16 protein-coding genes are annotated in these 19,469 nt (G+C 42.6%); 2 read left to right on the forward strand and 14 right to left on the reverse strand.

Annotation, left to right across the window (positions count from 1 at the left end):
- Positions 1 to 5: 5 nt before the first annotated feature.
- The 4 genes from DS891_RS17130 to DS891_RS17145 form a co-directional block, all read right to left on the reverse strand.
- Positions 6 to 797 carry an outer membrane lipoprotein-sorting protein gene (locus tag DS891_RS17130; protein ID WP_010605843.1) on the reverse strand — a complete coding sequence of 264 codons (792 nt, stop codon included), beginning with the start codon at positions 795 to 797 and terminating at the stop codon, positions 6 to 8.
- Entirely contained in the window at positions 778 to 3,144 is a 2,367-nt protein-coding gene (locus tag DS891_RS17135) for an RND family transporter (RefSeq protein WP_010605844.1), read from the reverse strand. Before DS891_RS17135 ends, DS891_RS17130 begins: the two co-directional genes overlap by 20 nt.
- A 156-nt stretch (positions 3,145 to 3,300) precedes the next feature.
- A complete protein-coding gene (locus tag DS891_RS17140) occupies positions 3,301 to 3,885 on the reverse strand; it encodes a TetR/AcrR family transcriptional regulator (RefSeq protein WP_158299096.1) in 585 nt (194 codons plus the stop codon).
- Positions 3,886 to 4,240: 355 nt separating this feature from the next.
- Positions 4,241 to 4,750, reverse strand: a complete 510-nt coding sequence (locus tag DS891_RS17145) for a DUF3016 domain-containing protein (protein WP_010605846.1) — start codon at positions 4,748 to 4,750, stop codon at positions 4,241 to 4,243.
- A gap of 753 nt (positions 4,751 to 5,503) precedes the next feature.
- Here DS891_RS17145 and DS891_RS17150 point away from each other — a divergent pair.
- On the forward strand, positions 5,504 to 7,021 hold the full coding sequence (locus tag DS891_RS17150; RefSeq protein WP_174170463.1) for a S41 family peptidase: 1,518 nt from the start codon (positions 5,504 to 5,506) through the stop codon (positions 7,019 to 7,021).
- Positions 7,022 to 7,373: 352 nt separating this feature from the next.
- On the opposite strand, the gene DS891_RS17155 is transcribed toward DS891_RS17150, so the two are convergent.
- Together DS891_RS17155 and DS891_RS17160 are read right to left on the reverse strand one after the other, a co-directional pair.
- Complete coding sequence (locus DS891_RS17155; RefSeq protein ID WP_010605848.1) at positions 7,374 to 7,568, reverse strand: hypothetical protein; 195 nt, start codon at positions 7,566 to 7,568, stop codon at positions 7,374 to 7,376.
- 519 nt (positions 7,569 to 8,087) lie between these two features.
- Positions 8,088 to 10,511 (reverse strand): zinc-dependent metalloprotease, encoded by a 2,424-nt coding sequence (locus DS891_RS17160; RefSeq protein WP_174170464.1) that lies wholly within the window; start codon positions 10,509 to 10,511, stop codon positions 8,088 to 8,090.
- 154 nt (positions 10,512 to 10,665) lie between these two features.
- Between DS891_RS17160 and DS891_RS17165 the strand changes: the two genes are divergently transcribed.
- Positions 10,666 to 11,634, forward strand: a complete 969-nt coding sequence (locus tag DS891_RS17165) for a class 1 fructose-bisphosphatase (protein WP_010374260.1) — start codon at positions 10,666 to 10,668, stop codon at positions 11,632 to 11,634.
- A gap of 79 nt (positions 11,635 to 11,713) precedes the next feature.
- Here the strand turns inward: DS891_RS17165 and DS891_RS17170 are convergent, their stop codons facing one another.
- The 8 genes from DS891_RS17170 to DS891_RS17205 form a co-directional block, all read right to left on the reverse strand.
- Positions 11,714 to 12,541 carry a sulfurtransferase gene (locus tag DS891_RS17170; protein WP_174170465.1) on the reverse strand — a complete coding sequence of 276 codons (828 nt, stop codon included), beginning with the start codon at positions 12,539 to 12,541 and terminating at the stop codon, positions 11,714 to 11,716.
- A gap of 4 nt (positions 12,542 to 12,545) precedes the next feature.
- A complete protein-coding gene (locus DS891_RS17175) occupies positions 12,546 to 12,947 on the reverse strand; it encodes an adenylyltransferase/cytidyltransferase family protein (RefSeq protein ID WP_174170466.1) in 402 nt (133 codons plus the stop codon).
- A gap of 232 nt (positions 12,948 to 13,179) precedes the next feature.
- Positions 13,180 to 13,830: a hypothetical protein gene (locus DS891_RS17180; protein WP_174170467.1), complete on the reverse strand. Its 651-nt coding sequence runs from the start codon at positions 13,828 to 13,830 to the stop codon at positions 13,180 to 13,182.
- Between the two features lie 110 nt (positions 13,831 to 13,940).
- Entirely contained in the window at positions 13,941 to 14,360 is a 420-nt protein-coding gene (locus tag DS891_RS17185) for a group 1 truncated hemoglobin (RefSeq protein ID WP_010605853.1), read from the reverse strand.
- Positions 14,361 to 15,188: a DUF3034 family protein gene (locus DS891_RS17190; RefSeq protein ID WP_102056042.1), complete on the reverse strand. Its 828-nt coding sequence runs from the start codon at positions 15,186 to 15,188 to the stop codon at positions 14,361 to 14,363.
- Entirely contained in the window at positions 15,175 to 17,511 is a 2,337-nt protein-coding gene (locus tag DS891_RS17195) for a bifunctional diguanylate cyclase/phosphodiesterase (RefSeq protein ID WP_010605855.1), read from the reverse strand. The genes DS891_RS17190 and DS891_RS17195 overlap by 14 nt, the downstream gene beginning before the upstream one ends.
- Positions 17,508 to 18,140 carry a methylamine utilization protein gene (locus tag DS891_RS17200; protein WP_174170468.1) on the reverse strand — a complete coding sequence of 211 codons (633 nt, stop codon included), beginning with the start codon at positions 18,138 to 18,140 and terminating at the stop codon, positions 17,508 to 17,510. The genes DS891_RS17195 and DS891_RS17200 overlap by 4 nt, the downstream gene beginning before the upstream one ends.
- 116 nt (positions 18,141 to 18,256) lie before the next feature.
- Complete coding sequence (locus DS891_RS17205; RefSeq protein ID WP_017218410.1) at positions 18,257 to 19,357, reverse strand: phosphoribosylaminoimidazolesuccinocarboxamide synthase; 1,101 nt, start codon at positions 19,355 to 19,357, stop codon at positions 18,257 to 18,259.
- Between the last annotated feature and the right edge of the window lie 112 nt (positions 19,358 to 19,469).

The raw sequence follows: 19,469 nt of genomic DNA on the forward strand, positions 1-19,469 counted from the left end.
ACCCCCTATTTCAACGACGATTTAATAAAGTCGCGAGCACTCAAGGAAATATCAAATTGGTAGTCTGAAAACTCTAATATCGTCTTTTTGCCCGACTGGTGATTTTCCATTGTCATGGTAAGCGGACGCCAGTACGCCTGTTGATATAACTTGTAGTTATCTAGGCTCAATGTTTTTAAATGACTGCCTTTTCTATCGTAGAAGTCTATTTTTCTAACTTGATAATCCTTGGTATCTATTAATGCACGTTGTTTGGTATATCCCGAGTTTTCATATTTTGGAAACCGATCTATCACCGCACATGTCAGCTCGCCACACGCCTCTTCCGCTACATATTCATAGCTATACTTATTGAGTTCTTGAGCCGTAAAATCTTCAAACGCAAACTCGCTGCCAACAAATGGTCCCGATTTGTTTGCAGAAGAGATCCGTTTAACACGCTTAAGCGCTGGGAGATATAACCACTGATCATCAGCATCTATAATTTGCGCATGTGAAAGCAGCTTGGTTTCTTTTACATCTGCAGGAGAGTTAAAAATGATAAGGCTTTTGTCACCCTTGTCTTCGTCTGCCACTTCCATGGTTTTCATGGTCAATAAACGTTCAGTTTCTTGGCCTTTCTTGTCTATCAAACGCATTTTTAAATCAACCGCACTGACTTCAAAACCTCGATCTGAACGATCTGCTTTAGCTGCGATGTTGTAGCCTAGATTGTCTTGCGTTGCGTTGCTGGCAAAAGGTATAACCAGCAATCCGATTGCTAAATGCGATAAAAACTTAGACGTTGTAGATTTCATTTTTCGTTCCTTCTTGAATAGGCGCTTTGCTCGCTTGCTTTGATCTTTTAGCTAGTAACATAAGCAGCGCGGGTAAGAATAAAAAGTCCACGATGAGTGCCATGACAATGGCAAGTGCAGTTAGCAGCCCCATCTGCGCATTGATCATAAAGGTTGAATAGGCCAACACTGCGAAGCCGCCAGCCAGAATAAATGTGGTCAGTAAAATAGCTTCACCGACGGTTTCAAAGGCATACTTCACCGCACCTGCTGGGTCCAATCCCTGCTCTCGCCTCGCCCGTAAATACTTGGATAGGAAATGCACGGTATTATCAACAATGATCCCCAAAGAAGTTGAAGTTACCGTAGCCGCCGCCACACCAACTTGACCGACCAATATAGCCCAAATACCAAAAGTGAATAGCATCGGAATTGTGTTGGGTAGAATACTTGCGATCCCATATTTAATACTTCTCAGCGTCATCACCATAATCAAGGTGATCACGATAACGGCAATTAAATTACCGCTGAGCATGCTTTCTGCGTTACGCTGGAAAATATGTGAGAACATTACGGTCGCACCGGTTGCTTTAGCATGCATAGCATCTGGTGTATGGTCGACTAACCAAGCCTCAGTACGAGCGATAAAAGATTGGATCTGGCCAGTTGAGAGGTTATCTAGAGTCAAGCTTACTCGAGTTGCCGATTTATCCATACTGATCCTATCCGTCAGGTCTAACCCAAATGGCAAGGACATTTCATAAAGCAGAAGATACTGCGCTGCTAACTCTCTATCTGCTGGTAAACGATACATACCGGTATCATCTTGATGCATATTTTTGTTGAGACGCTTAACAATATCCGTGTAACTATAGACATGAACCACCTCTGGTTGCATTCTCAGCCACTGTGTAAATTGATTCAGATTGGTAAGATATTCAGGTTCACTGATCCCGCCTACTTTGCCACTTTCAACATCAAACTCAACCACATAAATACCAGTAAGGTTTTCCATGGTAAAATCGGTATCACGGCGAAACTCCACTCGATGATCGAAGTACTTCACAAACTCATCATTGAGATCAATATTGGGGACCACGTAGGCACTAGCCGCAATCGCAACAACAGTAAATAGCAAAATAGCTCGATACTTCTGCGCTACAGCACCACCAAAACGACCTAGGTAATGAGATAACATGCTTGTACGAGTTGCATAGCTCTTTTTGTCTGGCAAAATGGCGATCAGGCTGGGTAGTAAAATTAGAGATAATACCCAAGCAGCAGCAATACCAAATGCTGTAATGTTGCCCAAATCTGCAAATGGAGGGGCATCCGACATGTTAAGAGTTAAAAAGCCTACAATTGTAGTCAAGCTAGTTATAGATACGGGAACGAAGTTAATTCGTAAACTTTCCACTATCGCGTGATTTTTTTCGTGTCCTGCTTTTCTTGCAGCATAGTAAGACAACAAAACGTGTATGCTGTCAGCTATCGCTAGCGTTAGAATAATAGTTGGTGCGGTTATCGAAATAGGAGTTAATTGAATACCAGCGTAGCCACTGACCCCCATAGCCACAACACTTGAGAAAATCACCACAGATACAGCTGCAATAGTTCCTGGAAAACTGCGTAATCCACAGTACATTACAATGATCAAAACCAAATACATGATAGGCGTAAGGGTTTCGGCATCTTGCTGCCCTGACTCACTAAACGCATTGTTTAGCATCGAAATTCCAGAAAGCGCAAACACTAAATCAGGATTCTCTTGCTGTGCTTTTGCAACTATTTCGCGAACATGTTTCACCGCTGTCGGTACTTCAGTCAGTGATTCACCTGGGTACTGAACGGTAATATTGATACCTGTCGTCTTACCATTATTTGCGATCAAGCGCTGTTTTAATAAGGGTTCTTGTTGTGCAATTTCCGCTTTTTGTAAAATGTCTTCTTCACTTAATGACTGGACGTTTTTCATCAAGTCCGCAACTATCAGCTCATCTCCCTCCGCGTAACTATGCTGAAAGTTAGTCACAGAGTCGACTCGACTAGCATAGGGTGTTTGCCACGCAGCCTCTGTCAGCTGTTCAACCACCATTGCGTGCTGTTTGGATAAACCGTTACCCGCCTTTTGATGTACAACAATAAGAATATTATCGTTCTTGGTGTACTTATCCTGAAAAGCTTCAAAAGCCAGTAGTTCGGGGTTTGAAGCACTAAAAAATGCCCGATAATCATTAGAAAATGTTAACCCTTTTGCCCCAATACCAATTGCAATACAAGACATGATACTGAAGAGTAAACACAAGTATTTATATCTAGTGACAAACTCACCGAGTCGCTTAGCAACTCCTTCTAGCGATGATCCCATTGTCTCTCCTTAAATAACAGAACAATCATTCTGATATAAAATAAAAAAATAGCTAAAAGCTTTTCTTCACGATCACTTCTAGCAATTAAGCAAACGCTTTGGGTAATCTTTACTGATCACTCAATTCAAATCTTTATCACGACGTATTATCTTTCGTTACTTCTGCGCCATCATGTCAAAAATCGTAGTTAAGTAATGTCTCAGAGTTTCACGATGGAAATCTCCTTTTGCCATCACGGCTACACCTTGAAGCACGCCAAGTAAACAAAAGCTCAAGCTGTTTGCATCAATCTCTTTGCGAATCTCACCTTGCGCTTGCGCTTTTTCAATGAAATCTCGAAACTGCGCACTCAACGCACTGTAGACCTGTTGCACCGCTGAATTCATATCAGAGTCGGATTCACCCACTTCTGTGGCCGTATTACAAATCAAGCAGCCATTAGCACCATGCTCTGCAATGTTTTGACTATACAAGTTAAAAAATGCAGTTAAGTCTGCCAAGCTGCCATCGCTTGCACTTAAACGCTTAAGCCCAGGCCCAATTTTACGCAGAGAATACTCCTGCAAACAGCGTTGAAACAATTCCTTTTTATTACCAAATTCTTGGTAAAACCCGTACCGACTGACACCAGTACAAGTGACTAACTGTTCCATGGAAGTATTCCTATATCCTTGCTTCCAAAACAGGATTGTCGCTTGTTCCAATGCTTTATCGACATTAAACTCTCGCGTTCTTCCCATAGGCTCCTCAAAAAACAGAATATACATTCTGAAATAAAAAAGTCAACAAAATCACAACAAAATAATAAAACCGTAACAATTGGATTGTTATGACTTTAGTTCAGCTTAGGTGCTTATAAAAGCATCCAACCTAAGTACGAAATAAGTAGTGAGTTACGATTAGAACTATTCACAACTCCAAGAAACAGTAACATGTATTTGAGGTAGGCAAAATATTTTGAGGTATAAAACTAAAAATTACTACAATAGAGTACGAGTAGTAACGACTCATCTAACTTACTAATATTCAGCTAAAAGAAGATGAGAACACCCAGTCTCGGCGCTCTCATCAAGATCACCATAGCTGTTGATCAACTCAACTAGCTTTCTTCATTAAGTCATCTTCAAACCAGTCAGTTAAAAGACGCTTTTCGTAATAAAAGGATTCGTCCATTCCTCTTTTTATTCTATCCATGAATGACATATCTTTTAACGTCACGCCATTTTCCTCTGCGATGGTTTTACCAGACTTATCAGTTAACTTATAACTAATTTCAAAACGGGGGAAATGGATTGGTTTAATCACCCGAATATCAGTAGTACCATAATGAACATCACCTGCAAGATCTATATCATCAAAAGTAATCGCAAGCTTGTAACCCTCGGGTAAGTTGGTCGCTAATTCTTCTAGGTGTTTCTGTAGTTGCTTCTCAACCCGTTGATGAAACGAACCTCGCGTTTCATTACCTGGCCTAACATCGCGATACTCTTTAAAGTCCTTCCAAGTCACAGCGACTTCACCTGCATTGACAAACAAGGGAGTCATAAATAAAGCAAGTATTGCAATTTGTGTTTTCATCTTTGGATCTCCTTCAAACTCTACCATCACCTTACTCCTTCATTATGTGAAGTAAAGCAAGATCACACCCTTTTACGCAGTGTGACATTTGGCTACATTTACATCAATATAATAGTAAGACCGAAGTTATTGGTAAATGTTCTCAAACAGGTATAAACACCATGAAATGAACGATAACTTTCATTTTTCATCTGCGCTACACCCTCTACCTGCTCAGTGAATAGATCGGTAATATTTATTCTTCCGTCAGCGGTTAATCGCATAAAGTGTAGTCAATGGTTGCTAATGCCCCCTTAATATCTATCACTTCAGTCCTAAAAGTGTCGCGTAAATTTCCTATGTAACCACATTATCGATCTTAGATCAGACCTCATGACAGCCGCGACATTCAGAATTTAGGTACACCACAAGCTACGTCTTGAGGTATGTTTGCATGGTAAAGTTGGAGACATAGCCGCAGAACACGATGGTGAACGCGACATGTTGCCGAGTGATTTTTTTTGCAGTAGTAAGGGAGTTACTAAGCTGAGCAACCAGCCTTCAGTTTTGATGATTTTTTAGGTCGGGATTTATCCTGCTATATCTCACTTGTCATTGTGAAAGAAATCACTACTTCTCGAATGTTTGTGCTGCATTAAAACCTAATCACATAAAAAACAGGTTACATTTTACCGATTTGTTTGGTTTACTGGTCTATTAAATAACCTGAGCTTCGGATAATTAATACCTTATTCAAACCTCAGGTTCACGAGTCAGATTATAATAATTAAAAGAATTTATATGAAAAAAACGATTAACATCTCCCTTGGTACTTTAGCTAGTTGCCTTTCTGTGCTTGCAGCGAATTCTCATGCGCTTGGAAATGACAACAATTCAACAGACAACCTGCCAAGCACAGCTTTGCAATGGCAAGCCGTAGCAAAACAAGATATCCATTACGCCTATCAGCAATCTGCTACTAATCACCCCGGTATATTGGATAGCCACAATCCTGGCTTTGCGCAGTTACTTGAAAACGCAAAACAACAAGCGTTAGTGCTTGCTGAAAAGATCAAAGATGCCCCTGGCTATGAGGCCACAATTGCCCGTTTTAATACTGTTTTACAAGATGGTCATGCTGGCGCTGTGGCGGTTTTACCAAAGGCGGTGAAGCAACCTAGGCGCTGGCCGGGGTTCTCGGTGGTTTGGCGTGGTGATGGTTTAAAAGTGTATTACAGCGAGCATAATAAAGTGACTAAGGGCGACAAGGTCATACGCTGTAATGATACGCCTATTAAGCCTTTGATGCGTAACACGTTGTTTAAGTTTCATGGTCAAGTTGAGCAGCCTGGTCATTGGTGGAATCAAGGGTGGCGATTATTAATCGACGACGGTAATCCATTTTTACCACCATTAAAAACATGCGACTTTATGCAATCGAATGGCGTGGCTTACAGTCTACAGTTACAGTGGGTAGAACGACCAGATAGCGTTAGTCAACACCTAGTGAATGCTTACAATGGCGATAAGTTGGAGGTCGGTTTACATTGGCCTGTTGAAGATATAGCCTGGATAGCAATGCCCACCTTTGCACCTAACGAAACAGAAAAATCAAATTACCAACAACTATTTGCTGACTTAGCTAGGCAACGCGAACAACTTCTCACAGCTACAGCTGTGGTATTAGACCTTCGTCATAATCAAGGTGGTTCAACGTATTGGAGTTTGAAAATCGCCGAGCAATTATGGGGGCAGCAAATCGTTAATTATCGAAAAGATAAACATGACGAAAAATCACAGGTGTGGTGGCGAGCATCAAAAGATAATACTCAGTATGTAGAGTCGTTAATAACTGTATTACGCGACCAGCCTGAGATGCATGAAATGGTGAAAGCAGTGTCTGTAGGTATGCGTGCATCTTTAGAGGCTGGAAAGCCATTTTATGTAGAGCATAAGCCACAAGCAAACAATGCTTTAAAGCAGCTAGCTGAAAGTGACTTTAAAAATAAAGCGATAGTGATCGTGCCGGGGCAATGTGGCAGCGCCTGTCTGGGTGCTGTCGATACTTTTAAGTTGTTTTCAAATACAGTGTTATTTGGCGCTCCAAGTAGCTCAGATTCAACCTATATGGATGTAAGGTTGGCTGATACCCCATCAGGCTTGAGCAAGGTCATTATTCCTAATAAAGTCTATGTAAATAGAGCCCGTGGCAATGGTGATTTTTATCAACCTGACATCCCATTTAATGAGGTAGAGTGGACAACAGAAGCCATATTAGAGGGAATCAAAAAAGTGGCCGATAAAGGGGTTAGGCGCTAGGAGTTAGGTGCTGGGAATCTGGATGTCTGCTACCAATTTGCAGTTTATGATTTAAATTGAGAAAAATAATGCAAAAAAATAAAACCTTATTTGTCATTACACATCTGCTGAAGGGCTAATGAGGATTCTTAGAAATAGGCAGCTATGGGCTACACATCCACGGTATTTGGATGATATAGGGACGTTTAATTAGATTTTTGGGGGGGGGGTAAAGCAATGCTCCAAAGTGCTACAAAAAGACATAAAAAACCTAACATCTGAATTAACCCCCAATGTTGGTCTCCAACTATTGGGGGTCGGTTCAAGCTAGGTGACTTTTTAATTTATCTATATTTTAGATAAGAATATGAGATTACATCTCTGGTCTATCAGTGTTACAGATTTCAATCGATAATGTATAAGTCGTAGGTCTGTCACAGTCGATTGAATTCAAGTTGCAGTTGTGTGTGACGAAACCACCACCAATTGCCGGAGTTGCCTTAACTGGCAGTGTTTTATTATCACGAGATAGGTTTTTGATGCTTTTTTTAGTTAGATGTAGTTTCATTTTCAATATTCCTGTTGAATTAGTAATTAATTATTCTGATATTTTTATTAGATTGAATACTAAAGATAATGTCACCATTGCTACAAAATACAATGTGCAGTGGATTATTCATAAGACATGACTCAATAGCATTAATTAAAGTTATCAAAATAGGAACTAGGTATCAACGGATTTTTGTACGTTTTTAATACCAACTTGCTTAATTAAGCTCTCTATTTTGAAGCGAGAAAGTCTTGTCAATAGCACAGCTACCGCATCCTGCTAGCACCAAGGTAACGACATCCATACAGATAAGAAAAACTTTCTACTCAATTGTTTTAAATAATAAAATCTTAAAACCAGCTGCGTCAAACTTGCTCCTTCAAATTAAGAAAGAAACTAGTATAAGTTCAAATGTAGCTGAAGATTTTTATTATTTTTTAACATGGCAAACGAACGCTTATGCGTTAATTTGCCATTATTATAGAGTGGTAAAGGTAAGCTTAAAGTAGCCAACCCCTTCTTTAAATCCAAGATCGTTTAGATCGGTGAGCCTGGTGGCATTTCAAGCGCTTTAAAGCTTTCAGGCCACTCTCCTGAATCTAGGTAGCGATTGATTTGCTGTGCGAGCATATGTTTAAACGCTTGCTCAAAAGCAACATCGCTAAATACCGACGACTGATTAAAGTCTTTCGCAACTTTTGCTAAATAAAACTTTAATTGCGCCTGAACTTCAGGTGCGACTTTATCGTTGTGACTCAGTTTTACAAGCTGAGTTGCACTTAGGTATTGCACTCGTTGCTGTAGCTTTTGAGCCATACCTTTGCTGCCTGACTGGGCAAATACCTGCTGATATAAAGCATCTAAAAGTGCCTGTGTACCAAAATATTGGGGATCACGTGCGTGCTGCTGTGCAAGACGATTTAATCGCTGTGGGTTAAGCAGCAAGTTAAGGCTATGCTGTACGGCGACTTCTGGTAATGCCATCGCATCTAGGGTTAGCCCAGTTCTCCCTTTAATACTTTCGCGAGTTTTGTACTCACCGTAAGCCTTAGGAGGTATTAACGCCAAAATAGAGTCAGGAATAGTCAACGCCGCAGGCGACAGCGTACTCAAAAGCGCATTGGCCGCATTTTGCTGCGCCTCTTTAGCCACAACTTTCGCCCCTTTTATTACCTCGTCACCGCGAACTTCATAGTCGTAATCCACGCCGCCAATCAATTTTACTGCAGCTTCAACTTGATAACGATGGAAAAGATACAGTGGTACCAGTTTCTCCTCTAGCTGCGACAGAGCAACTCCTTTTTGAATGCTGTGAATACCAAAGCTATTCAACGCCTGCTTGCGAACATCCAACACACGCAGTAATTCGGCAGCAGGATCTGCCCCATTATCCCAAAGGTGTGCCGTTGGGTGCGCTCCGCCTTGTGCTCTGGCGTCTGAATCAGAGATAAACTCAAGCCCTTGCGCCTTATTTTCAGCAAGAATAGCTGCAAGCTCAGTGGCTTCATCAGCGCCAGCGAAATCACTATAACCATATTTAATCACTTGTGTATCCCACACGCCCATGCCTTTTGCGTAGCCCTTGGTAATATCAAGTTGGCCATTTTCAAATCCCACCAGCGGATGAGGATAGTCCATGACTGACGCGCGATCCTTTACCGACGCTGAGAAGTTGTGTGCAATGCCCAACGTGTGGCCAATTTCATGTGCACTCAACTGACGAATACGGTCTAGCGCCATAGCATGAAGTCGCTCAGTCACCTCATTACCCTCAACAAATGGTGCAGAAAGTGCTTCGGCGATAAGAATATCTTGACGGACACGCAGCGAGCCTAGCGTCACGTGCCCTTTTAAAATTTCACCGGTACGTGGGTCAATCACCGACGCGCCGTATGACCACCCACGAGTAGCACGATGAACCCACTGGATCACGTTATAGCGAATATCCATAGGATCGGCATTATCAGGAAGTACTTTGACTTGAAACGCATTTTTGTAGCCAGCAGCTTCAAATGCTTGATCCCACCATTTAGCACCATCAAGTAATGCTGTTTTGACCGGCTCAGGTACGCCAGGATCCAGATAGTAAACAATTGGCTCTACGGCCTCCGAGACTTGTGCAGTTGGGTCTTTTTTCTGTAAACGGTGGCGTGGGATATAACGCACAAACATTGACTGTCCAAGCGGCGCTGAATAGTCCTTATGCTCGATACTCCAATAACCCGATTGCGGATGAAATGCACGTGGCTGGTAGTTATCGTCAGGCAGCTCAATTAAAGAGTGGTGCTGATGTACTGTAAGCGCATAAGGATCTGCACTCACCTGACGTACATATTCACCAGGCTTTGTCCCTTTGAATGTCAACACGGCTTCAAGTTCTGTGTTTTTAACAAATGCCTTTGAACGCGACATAAACACAGCGCTGCGGCTTGAGTCTAAGCTAAAACTACCTTGATTACGATTTGCCAACGTGCGAGAAACACCATGCACATCGCTGAGTAGATAAGGCGTGTAGTCAACCAATACACTGTCTTTATCTTCTGCAACCACGTTGAACCCATGTAGAATGCTTGAAGCAAAAGCCTCTTTAACGCTTTGCTTTTCGGCCATATTATTCGCACTTGCGCGATAATACGTGTTGATAGCACGCAGCATGACCTTATCACCAAAACGTTCAAACTGAACTAAGTGCGTACCACCTAACTGCCCGCGGTCTAAGCCGATATCATTCGAACCTACACCATAAGGTAAACTATGCTGTAACAAGAAAGGGGCGTCTAGTTTGTCGATGTCTAAGTACAGTTTGCCGCTCGAATCATCGCTATAGAAGGCGTAAAAACCGGGATGATAATTAAAACTGGCAGTAAATTCATCAATAGACTTAATTGCTGCGTGTGCTTGGGTTATCATACACAGTAGCAAAGCGGATACAGTTTGAGTGAAGCACGTTATTTTTCTCATGGCTGCTCTTTGTTATTTATGGTTTTGAGGCTTAACCCCAGTTGTATATGAAATCGTATACAATTTACAGTCTTTCAAGACGAATTACAGCGCTGTTTATGGCACCTCTCACACTATTTATTGCCATAAACACAAGGTGATCAGGATTTAAAAAATGCGTAGACTCCCTCCGGTGTTAATTGAAGATGGTTGTTCTCGTGAGTTGGTTTCTCTAATCAGAACCATTCTCGCGGCATGTAAAGAAATATCGTTCCGTGTTGGCCAAGGTGCACTTTCAGGTGTATTAGGTTCAACCTTAGATGAGAACATTCAAGGTGAAACGCAAAAGAAGCTCGATGTACTTTCAAACCAGCTATTGAAAGATATTTTGCTTGAATCTGGCTATGTCAAAGCCATCGCTTCTGAAGAAGAAGATTACACCGTCGCCGGCAATCCAAAAGCGAACTATATTGTCGCTTTCGATCCGTTGGATGGTTCATCCAATACTGACATTAACTCACTAGTTGGTACTATTTTCTCTATTATGGAAGCCCCTGAAGGTTCCGATCCTAGCGATCCTGCAATCTTTATGCAGCCAGGTCATAAACAAGTAGCAGCGGGCTATGTGTTATATGGCCCATCAACCATGTTAGCGCTATCAACAGGCAAAGGAACTCGCTTGTTTACCCTAGACAAAACACACGGTAGCTTCCTACTCACGCAAGACTTTGCTGCCATTCCTGAAGACACCAAAGAGTTTGCCATCAACGCTTCAAACCAACGCCACTGGACCCCAGCAATGCAAAACTACATTGCCGATTTACTTGAAGGTGAAACCGGACCGCGTGGTAAAAACTTCAATATGCGCTGGATAGCGGCAATGGTTGGCGATGTTCACCGCGTATTATGCCGTGGCGGACTATTCACTTATCCAGAAGATCGTAAAGATCCAAACAAGCCATTTAAACTTCGCCTACTTTACGAAGCCAATCCAATGGCGATGCTTATCGAGCAAGCAGGCGGTATTGCCCACACTGGTCGTGAACGCATTTTGGATATTCAACCTGAAGAAATACATCAACGCGTTGGTGTTATCTTAGGTTCAAAGCACGAAGTTGAAGCGTGCCTTGCTTATCATAAGTGATCTATTTTGAAGCGAGAAAATAGCTCGCTTCGCAAATGAAAAAGGTGCCATTGGCACCTTTTTCACATTAAATAGTGGATTAATTTGTCTCAACGGGCACATCGGGATCAGCGCCCCATTCACTCCACGAGCCGTCATATACCGTCAAATGTTCATAACCTAGCTCGTCAGCCACCAGCGCTAAAATACAAGCTGTAACACCTGAGCCACAAGAGAATATCAGAGGCTTAGTTTTGTCCTTTGATAAGTCGCTATACAGCACTTCAAGCTCGGTGAGTGGTTTAAAGCAGCCATCAGCATTTAGCAAACTCGTATATGGTAGGTTTTTACTTTTAGGTACATGACCGCTGCGCATATCTACACGAGGTTCTTGCTCTTCACCAGTAAAGCGCTTTGCACCTCTAGCATCAAATAGATCACTCAGTTCAGCATCAATATTACTAAGCACAGCCGCTTTATCGACAAATGCTGTTTCGTCATATGCAGCGACAAAGTTTCCTGCTTGTTGGACTTGCGCGTATGCTTGACTCAAAGGGTATTGTTTTTCACACCAAGCAGGTAATCCGCCATCCAGTACATACACTTGTTTATGACCCATCATTTTGAGCATATACCAAGCTCTGGCAGCGCTAAACATGCCCTTATCATCGTAAGCGACTAACACATCATGTTGGTTGATACCAAGCTGTCGCATTTCTGCTTGAAATTGAGCTGGACTGCAGCACATATTGGGTGATGTAGCATAGGGATTAGCTAGCGCACCACTAATATCAAAACGCAGCGCGCCTTGAATGATTGCAGGAGCGTTATAAGGGCCTGACTGACCCGGTTTCACAATACCAGCATCCAATACTTTCACTTTGCCAAGGTTTGCAAAGAGCCATTCCCTATCGACCACATGCTTCATGCTATTACTTTCCTTCGGGTCTGCGTACGACCTCTATTATTTCCGTTGTTGAAATTGATGGAGTGCGCTCTAAATAAACCACATCACAGATATCTTTATATATATCGAACTTACCTTTCCAATCATCACCCATCACCAGAACATCCGCATCAAAGTCTTTGATATATTGCGCTTTTAGCTCCAGAGATTCTTCCACAAACACCTCATCCACAAATCGCAATGAGCTAATGATTTTTAGGCGTTCTGCTATTGAGTATATTGGATTTCTACCTTTTTTCGAAAAGTTAAGTTCATCCGACGAGATCCCCACAATGAGATAATCACCCAGTGCTTTCGCTCGCTCTAAAATATTGACATGACCAACGTGAAATACATCAAAGGTTCCAAATGTGATAACTTTTTTCAACTTGGCTCTCTTCATTCGTTAATAAGTTTATGTGTAAACACTATATGAAGTATCAACAGCACCTTCTAATCTTATGAACTATAAGTACCGAAGGTAGAATGTGATTGTAGCATTCATTGATTTTCTTACAACGATATGACGCTTTTGGGCGTTTACTTGATTGGCTTTTAAAGAAGTGTGAAAACGTTATAACCAAGTCACTTCTGCGAAACAACTTGGTTATACGGTGTTGTTAGTACTGTCTGACTTCTAGGTTTACTTCAAAACCATCAAAGTCATAAGCGTCATTATCTGTCGCTAAATCAGTCCAGCCACCACCATTGGAAGCCCATGGAGTGAACGTCGAGTTCCCAACTTCTCGCCCCCCCCTATCAGATACTCGCAAGCCGATACGAAAATCGCTTAAAGAGCGGCTACTGTTCCAAGCTCTGGTTTCAATGCGAATGCGAAAAGCATCAGGGTCGAATCGGTTTGTATCAAATGCCATACCAGACCAACCACCACCTTCACTCGCCCAAGGAGTGTATTGCCAGTATCCAAAATCACCTCGGCCGCCTCGGTCTGCAGCTTGGATAGCTAATCGGAAATCACGGTTTGTCGGGATCTGGTTAAGTACAGATAAGTGTAAACGTAATGCATCGGGGTCATATGCATCTCGATCAACAGCCCAATCAGACTGAACATTAGAACCTGCAGAAAGATACTTAGTATACTCTACAGCACCAGGGTCTCTGCCACGATCATCTAGAGCTTGTAGTCCTATACGGAAATCGTAATTCGAACCTGTACCAGCTAAATTAACAGTTGAATCAATTTGCTCTGCCGCAAAAGTAGATATGCTAACGCCCAGTGAGCACATAAGCATGATAGATTTAAACTTCATGTAAAACTCCTTTTATATATAAATGTGTAGTACCAATTTGATACCTAGGAATTTTACGACTCAAAACATGATAATTTAATGTAAATAAAGTTAAAAATTGTAGCTATTGATTATAATTTGATTATCTCACTTCGCATCGGTGCTAGACGGGCCAGAACTTGATTTTGTAGAGAGTGAGCAATCCCAACCTCATTCATTGCGTTGATCAAGAGATCAACCACTCGATTAAAGTCAGACTCACTAATAGCCATGCCGGTGTGGATCTGCACCATGCTATCACCTTCATAATCACAAGGGCCATCTAAGGTATCGCACAGATGAGTGATAAACCCTTCACGAAAGTGCCTAACATTGGACTCTCTAAAATACGGTAAAATAACGTCATCATTGCCAATCTGTTTAATAAACGCGTCTACTAGCTTTTCTGCGCCGGCGTTACCCCCTATTTGCTCATACAGGGTGGTTTGTGGAGTTGAAGCACTACACGCCACGAGGAAAAGCAAGATTGCCGTTAGTGATAGCCATTTCATTTAAAAGTACCCCGTAACAGATAGATACCAACCCGTTTGAGAAGGTTGCCCTGCGATTTTTCCAAGGTCTAGCCATGCCGCCGTCACACTTACTGACTTATTCGGGATCCAAGCGACAAATACATCTTTCCAATCTGATTCACCAAGTCCAAGGTTATTGGATTTTTGGCGGTATTCTGCACCGACAGCCCAATGCCTAGATAAAAATACTGCGCTGCTGGCTTCTAGTTGCCAAGGCGCACTGTCGTTAGCCCCACCATAACCTAGTATGCCAAGTTGATTAGCTCTAGAGTGCCTCATCGTAATATTCCAGAACCAGTTATAACCGCCTACAGCACCCAAATGCAGTTTGCTTGCAGCTAAGTAATAATCCGTTCCTGAGTCTTCTTCAGCGCCAAGTAAATTGGCAACCGTTGCATCATCCAAGGACTTATGCTGAATACCAAAGCTCAATTGTGGATATTTACTGTAGACGATATCGCCATATAGCCGCACCTTAGCACCGACAATATCTTGCTCAATATCAAGATTAAGCGCATCCACATCGAAGTTTTGTCGAGCGAAACTTAACTCTACGCGATTGAATAAGTTGGCTTGAACGCCACACACATCGAGCTGGTAGTCTTTTAGGCTAGCTCGGCTACAAAACCCGCTCGCCGACCATTCATCTTCCGAAGCATATCCGGCAAGCTGCGCCCATGGCACAATACCGCCACCGGCACTTCCCTCAACCTGTGACACCCCGGGAGTCGCTAGTAACTTTCCTGTTGCGGCGTAAGTTGGTCCGCATACTATTAAGCATGCGGCAAAAACATTAGCCCACTTCATTATATCTCCCCAGCCACAGGTCAAAGTCTGCGGCTTTGAGTGGCTTACTTAGATAGTAACCTTGTGCATAATCACACTGCATTGACTCAAGTAGCTCAAGCGATGCTTTGTCTTCAACCCCTTCCGCGACCACGCTAAAACCAAGTTGGTGACCAAGCGTGATGGTGGAGCGCACAATAAACTGGTCTTTTTCCGATTGTGCGAGCTTTAAAATAAATACCTTGTCGAGCTTCAGCTCATCAATAGGTAACATTTTTAATCGACCAAGGGAGGTTTGACCCACACCATAATCATCAAGAGAGACCTGCACGCCAAGCTGTTTGAGCGCTTGGAGAACCGCAATGCCTTTTTCCTCATTCTCAATCATGTCTCGCTCAGTAAGCTCTATGGTGATCAACTCAGGTTTGACGTTATATGTGTCTAGTAGCGTCTTAAGATGAGACAAGAAGTTTTTATCTGCAATGTCTTGTGCCGATACATTAATAGCCGCCTTGATGCGTTCACCTTGGCGTACCCAATTAGCAACTTGTGACACCACGGTTTTTACTACCCACTGAGTTAACTCAACAATCAAACCTGATTGCTCGGCAAGATCGATAAATAGTTCGGGCGACACCCATTCGCCATTTTTACGTTGCCAACGAATAAGAGACTCAACCTTATCAATACGATTGGTTTTCATATTTAGCTTTGGTTGGTAGGTCATAAAAAGCTGACCATCGTCGTTGGCAATAGCGTGTTTTAGTTCATCAATAATTTGCAGGCGCTCTAGGTGGGCTTCATCTTCACCAGATTGGTAGTAGTAAACATCATGACCATCGTGCGCTGCAGTATCAACTGCTATCAAAGCCCGGCGAACAACATCCTCGGGAGTATGCGCTTGTTTGGGGTAATGCACTACGCCGATACTAAAGTGAAGCGAAATATCTAACCCCTGCACAGTGTAGGGCTTGCTCAGACCTTGATTTAGCATCTCAGCGCATTCAACAATACCGAGCACAGCACTTTGCGGATCGGCACACGCACTCGCTTGATGTGCAACTAAGAACTCATCGCCGCCAAGCCTCACATTCAATCCGCCTTCTGCTGTATTGATCTCCGCTATCCGTTTCGCCACGGCCTTAATACAATCATCCCCTACCCGAGGGCCGAGCTTGTCATTAATATGGCGTAATCCCTTTATGTCTATGGCAATAAAGTAATACTCTGCACCACTGCTGAGCATACTATGTAGTTTATCCAAAGCCGCATTACGATTAAAAAACCCAGTTAAATGGTCATGACTGGCTTGAAAACGGATCTGCTCTTCACGCTGTTGAATGTCTTCGCCCATATCATTAAAAGCGTCAACAAGCTGGCAAATTTCTTGGGTCGGTCGAGCCTCTTCCAGTTTGGCTGAGTAATCCCCTTTAGCAAAGCGTTTTGCCAACTCAGTAAGCTTACTAAGCGGTGTCGTAAGATTCTTGGCAACAATACCACTGGTGATAAAACCAATAAGGATAGTACCGAGGGAGAGTAAAATAATGGTCAACACCATTTTATCGAATTCTTGATACTGAGTAGTTAAATCCGCACTGAGTACCAAACTCACCGGGTTACTTTCAAGAGAAGGTAAGCTCACCTCAGCACTTTCATATACCGGATACTGGCTAAGCCACCGTGTCGTTTTTTGCGCCGCTAAGAAAGTAAATAAATCACCACCGAGTGCAAGAGCAGTCAGCGAGCTTGCTTTTAGGTTATCAGCGGCACCAACAAAGCTTGTTTCCATTCCTGTCAGCTCTTTGAGTTCTAGCGCCACAGCAGATCCAACCTCAAAGCCAATAATTGAGTATGCAATCGTCCTAGGTGCTCGCACAGGCAAAATAATCACTTGATACAACTGCTCACTAAGCACCACAAAAGCTGAGTGGTCGGTGTGGCTTTGCAACGCTTGCATCCAAGTTCTGGTGTCGCTCGGGAAGTCGAGTCCTTCTCTGTTAGCGGAGATCAGGTCGCCTTTCACATCCAGCAGCAGCATTAAGTCGGCATCAATACGGCGAGAGTGATTAAGCAACACACTACTGATGGTTTGTGCGTCTCTTGTCGCGACCGCCTGTTTAAAGCCAAAGTCAGCGGTCAGTACAGTCGCCGCGGTAACCAATAGCTGCTCTCGCGCTTTTAAATATTGTTGATAAACATTTTGTGCCACTTGAATTTTTCTTTGCACTTGCGCTTCATTGAATTTACTTGTGGACCACCAAAAACTTGCCAAGCTCATCCCCGCCGTGACAAGGATCAGCAAAATACAGAGACTAATTATTTTATTTTTAAAGCTGTTATTCATTCATGTTGTCCAAAGCGCTCGCCAAAGGTATTACGCGGCGCTGGATAAGTTGTTTTTATTGTTACGGACATCGGCTCCATAGTGTTCACTATTTGCACGGTTTGCCGACTATCTATGTCATTATCTTGATAAGGATGCCATACCGTTACTTGTTTCGTAGAATTCGGCAAAGTTACCAGTCCATTCGCATCAGATACCAATACTTGCTTGTCATCTGCAATGTAAATATAGCCCACCATAGAGTCGTGAATGTTACAACCTAACACCACTACACCAGCGTTTTCAAACTTAAGCGGTTGATTTGGCGTGCCAGCGTATAGCTTTAGCTCAAAAGGTTTTACCGCAGAAAACGAATAAACGTGATGACGGATATCATCGCTATTGGGAAAATTAACCAATTGTCCTTTTTGAATCGTGAGGATGAAAGGAACAAACTGTTTATTGATTTGATCCATAACCGCCACTGCTTTTGCTGCTGACTCAACAGGCTCGTCCGTCAATTCAACAACGGCGTGCTGCAAGGGCTTGCCGCTGCCATCTAGCACTGTTAATTGCCCAGCATTTGCGCAGCTTGAATCTAAAAGGAATAAAAAACAAAAACTTAGTAGGAGTAGAACAGACGTTCGCATATCTGACTCTATTTTTTGCAACAATTAGGTTAAGTAAAAGAGACCTTGCAATGAAAAGCAAGTGAATTGAGGAAATTGCCCTAATAAACTTGTCTATCAGGGCAATTGAAAAATAATTAATCTATTAAACCGTACTGCTTATCAAGAATATCAATAACTTCTTGGCGAGGATCCGCAGGGATCGTTAGTTCACGACCAACGATTTTACTTGCGATCCCAACGTAAGTTTCGCTTACCGACATCATCACAGCTTCTGGCAAAAGATAATCGCGAGCAAGCGCTTCTCGCTCAGGCATGCGATCTTTATTCAGCAGCACATCGCTATCTGGTACATTGTTTATCAATAGCTGGCGGAAACCTTCTTTTGAGTTTTCAACGATCTTACCATCGCGATAAGCAGGGCCATCCCAAATACGTGACGAGTCAGGCGTACCGACTTCATCAATGTAAATTAGGCGCTCTTGGCCGTCTTTATCTTCAACGTAACCAAACTCAAATTTAGTATCAACAAAGATCTGATCAAGCTTCTCAAGCTCTTTACTAATTAGGGCAAAACCCTCGGTTAGCAACTGCTCGTACTTATCCACATCTGCCGCAGATTTAAAGTTGAACGCTGCAAGGTTATCTTCGATGTTTTTACGAGAGATGTTTACGTCATCCACTTCTGGTACGTCTGCTAAACCTTTGATGATCCCTTTGGTTGATGGCGTGATTAAGACATTATCTAGTTTTTGATTGGCCTCTAAACCTTCTGGTAATTGCAAGCCACAAAACTCCCTTACGCCCTTTGCGTAATCGCGCCACATGCTGCCGGTAATATATTGACGCGCAATCGCTTCAACTCTTACCGTACTGGCTTTACGCACAATCCAAACATAAGGATGTGGAATATCAACAATGTGATTACCTGCAAGACCAGCTTTATCAAAAAGTGAAAACCAATGTGAAGCAACGCTGTTAAGCGCAATGCCCTTACCCGGTACACCGTTAAGACCATTTTCACCTTGCCAAATACAATCAAACGCTGAAATACGGTCTGAAATGACCATAATTGCCAGCTCTGTACCAACCGGGACTTGATAGCCTTTTTCTTCAATTAAACGTGCACTGTCGGCGTCGGTTAACCAATAAACTGAACGTACTTTACCACTGTGAACCGCACCTTTAGTGCGAATTGGAAGATCGTCATTAACGTCTAAAACTTTGTAGCTACTCATTGTTACTCCAATGACAGGATGCGCCTTGCTAAAGGGCACAAAATAATGAGGGGGTTAGGGTCGCTATAATAGTCGAGCTGAACAAAAATCACAATTTAACTTACACGCTTGT

Origin of the sequence: Pseudoalteromonas sp. JC28, assembly GCF_013319255.1 — a bacterium.
GTDB lineage: Bacteria > Pseudomonadota > Gammaproteobacteria > Enterobacterales > Alteromonadaceae > Pseudoalteromonas.

Excerpts from the sequence above, each read along its gene's own strand:
- DS891_RS17190 (WP_102056042.1), bottom strand. The coding sequence starts at position 15,188 with ATGAAGTGGGCTAATGTTTTTGCCGCATGCTTAATAGTATGCGGACCA.
- DS891_RS17205 (WP_017218410.1), bottom strand. The coding sequence starts at position 19,357 with ATGAGTAGCTACAAAGTTTTAGACGTTAATGACGATCTTCCAATTCGC.
- DS891_RS17165 (WP_010374260.1), top strand. The coding sequence starts at position 10,666 with ATGCGTAGACTCCCTCCGGTGTTAATTGAAGATGGTTGTTCTCGTGAG.
- DS891_RS17145 (WP_010605846.1), bottom strand. The coding sequence starts at position 4,750 with ATGGTAGAGTTTGAAGGAGATCCAAAGATGAAAACACAAATTGCAATA.
- DS891_RS17135 (WP_010605844.1), bottom strand. The coding sequence starts at position 3,144 with ATGGGATCATCGCTAGAAGGAGTTGCTAAGCGACTCGGTGAGTTTGTC.
- DS891_RS17160 (WP_174170464.1), bottom strand. The coding sequence starts at position 10,511 with ATGAGAAAAATAACGTGCTTCACTCAAACTGTATCCGCTTTGCTACTG.
- DS891_RS17200 (WP_174170468.1), bottom strand. The coding sequence starts at position 18,140 with ATGCGAACGTCTGTTCTACTCCTACTAAGTTTTTGTTTTTTATTCCTT.
- DS891_RS17195 (WP_010605855.1), bottom strand. The coding sequence starts at position 17,511 with ATGAATAACAGCTTTAAAAATAAAATAATTAGTCTCTGTATTTTGCTG.
- DS891_RS17185 (WP_010605853.1), bottom strand. The coding sequence starts at position 14,360 with ATGAAATGGCTATCACTAACGGCAATCTTGCTTTTCCTCGTGGCGTGT.
- DS891_RS17140 (WP_158299096.1), bottom strand. The coding sequence starts at position 3,885 with ATGGGAAGAACGCGAGAGTTTAATGTCGATAAAGCATTGGAACAAGCG.
- DS891_RS17150 (WP_174170463.1), top strand. The coding sequence starts at position 5,504 with ATGAAAAAAACGATTAACATCTCCCTTGGTACTTTAGCTAGTTGCCTT.
- DS891_RS17130 (WP_010605843.1), bottom strand. The coding sequence starts at position 797 with ATGAAATCTACAACGTCTAAGTTTTTATCGCATTTAGCAATCGGATTG.
- DS891_RS17155 (WP_010605848.1), bottom strand. The coding sequence starts at position 7,568 with ATGAAACTACATCTAACTAAAAAAAGCATCAAAAACCTATCTCGTGAT.
- DS891_RS17170 (WP_174170465.1), bottom strand. The coding sequence starts at position 12,541 with ATGAAGCATGTGGTCGATAGGGAATGGCTCTTTGCAAACCTTGGCAAA.
- DS891_RS17180 (WP_174170467.1), bottom strand. The coding sequence starts at position 13,830 with ATGAAGTTTAAATCTATCATGCTTATGTGCTCACTGGGCGTTAGCATA.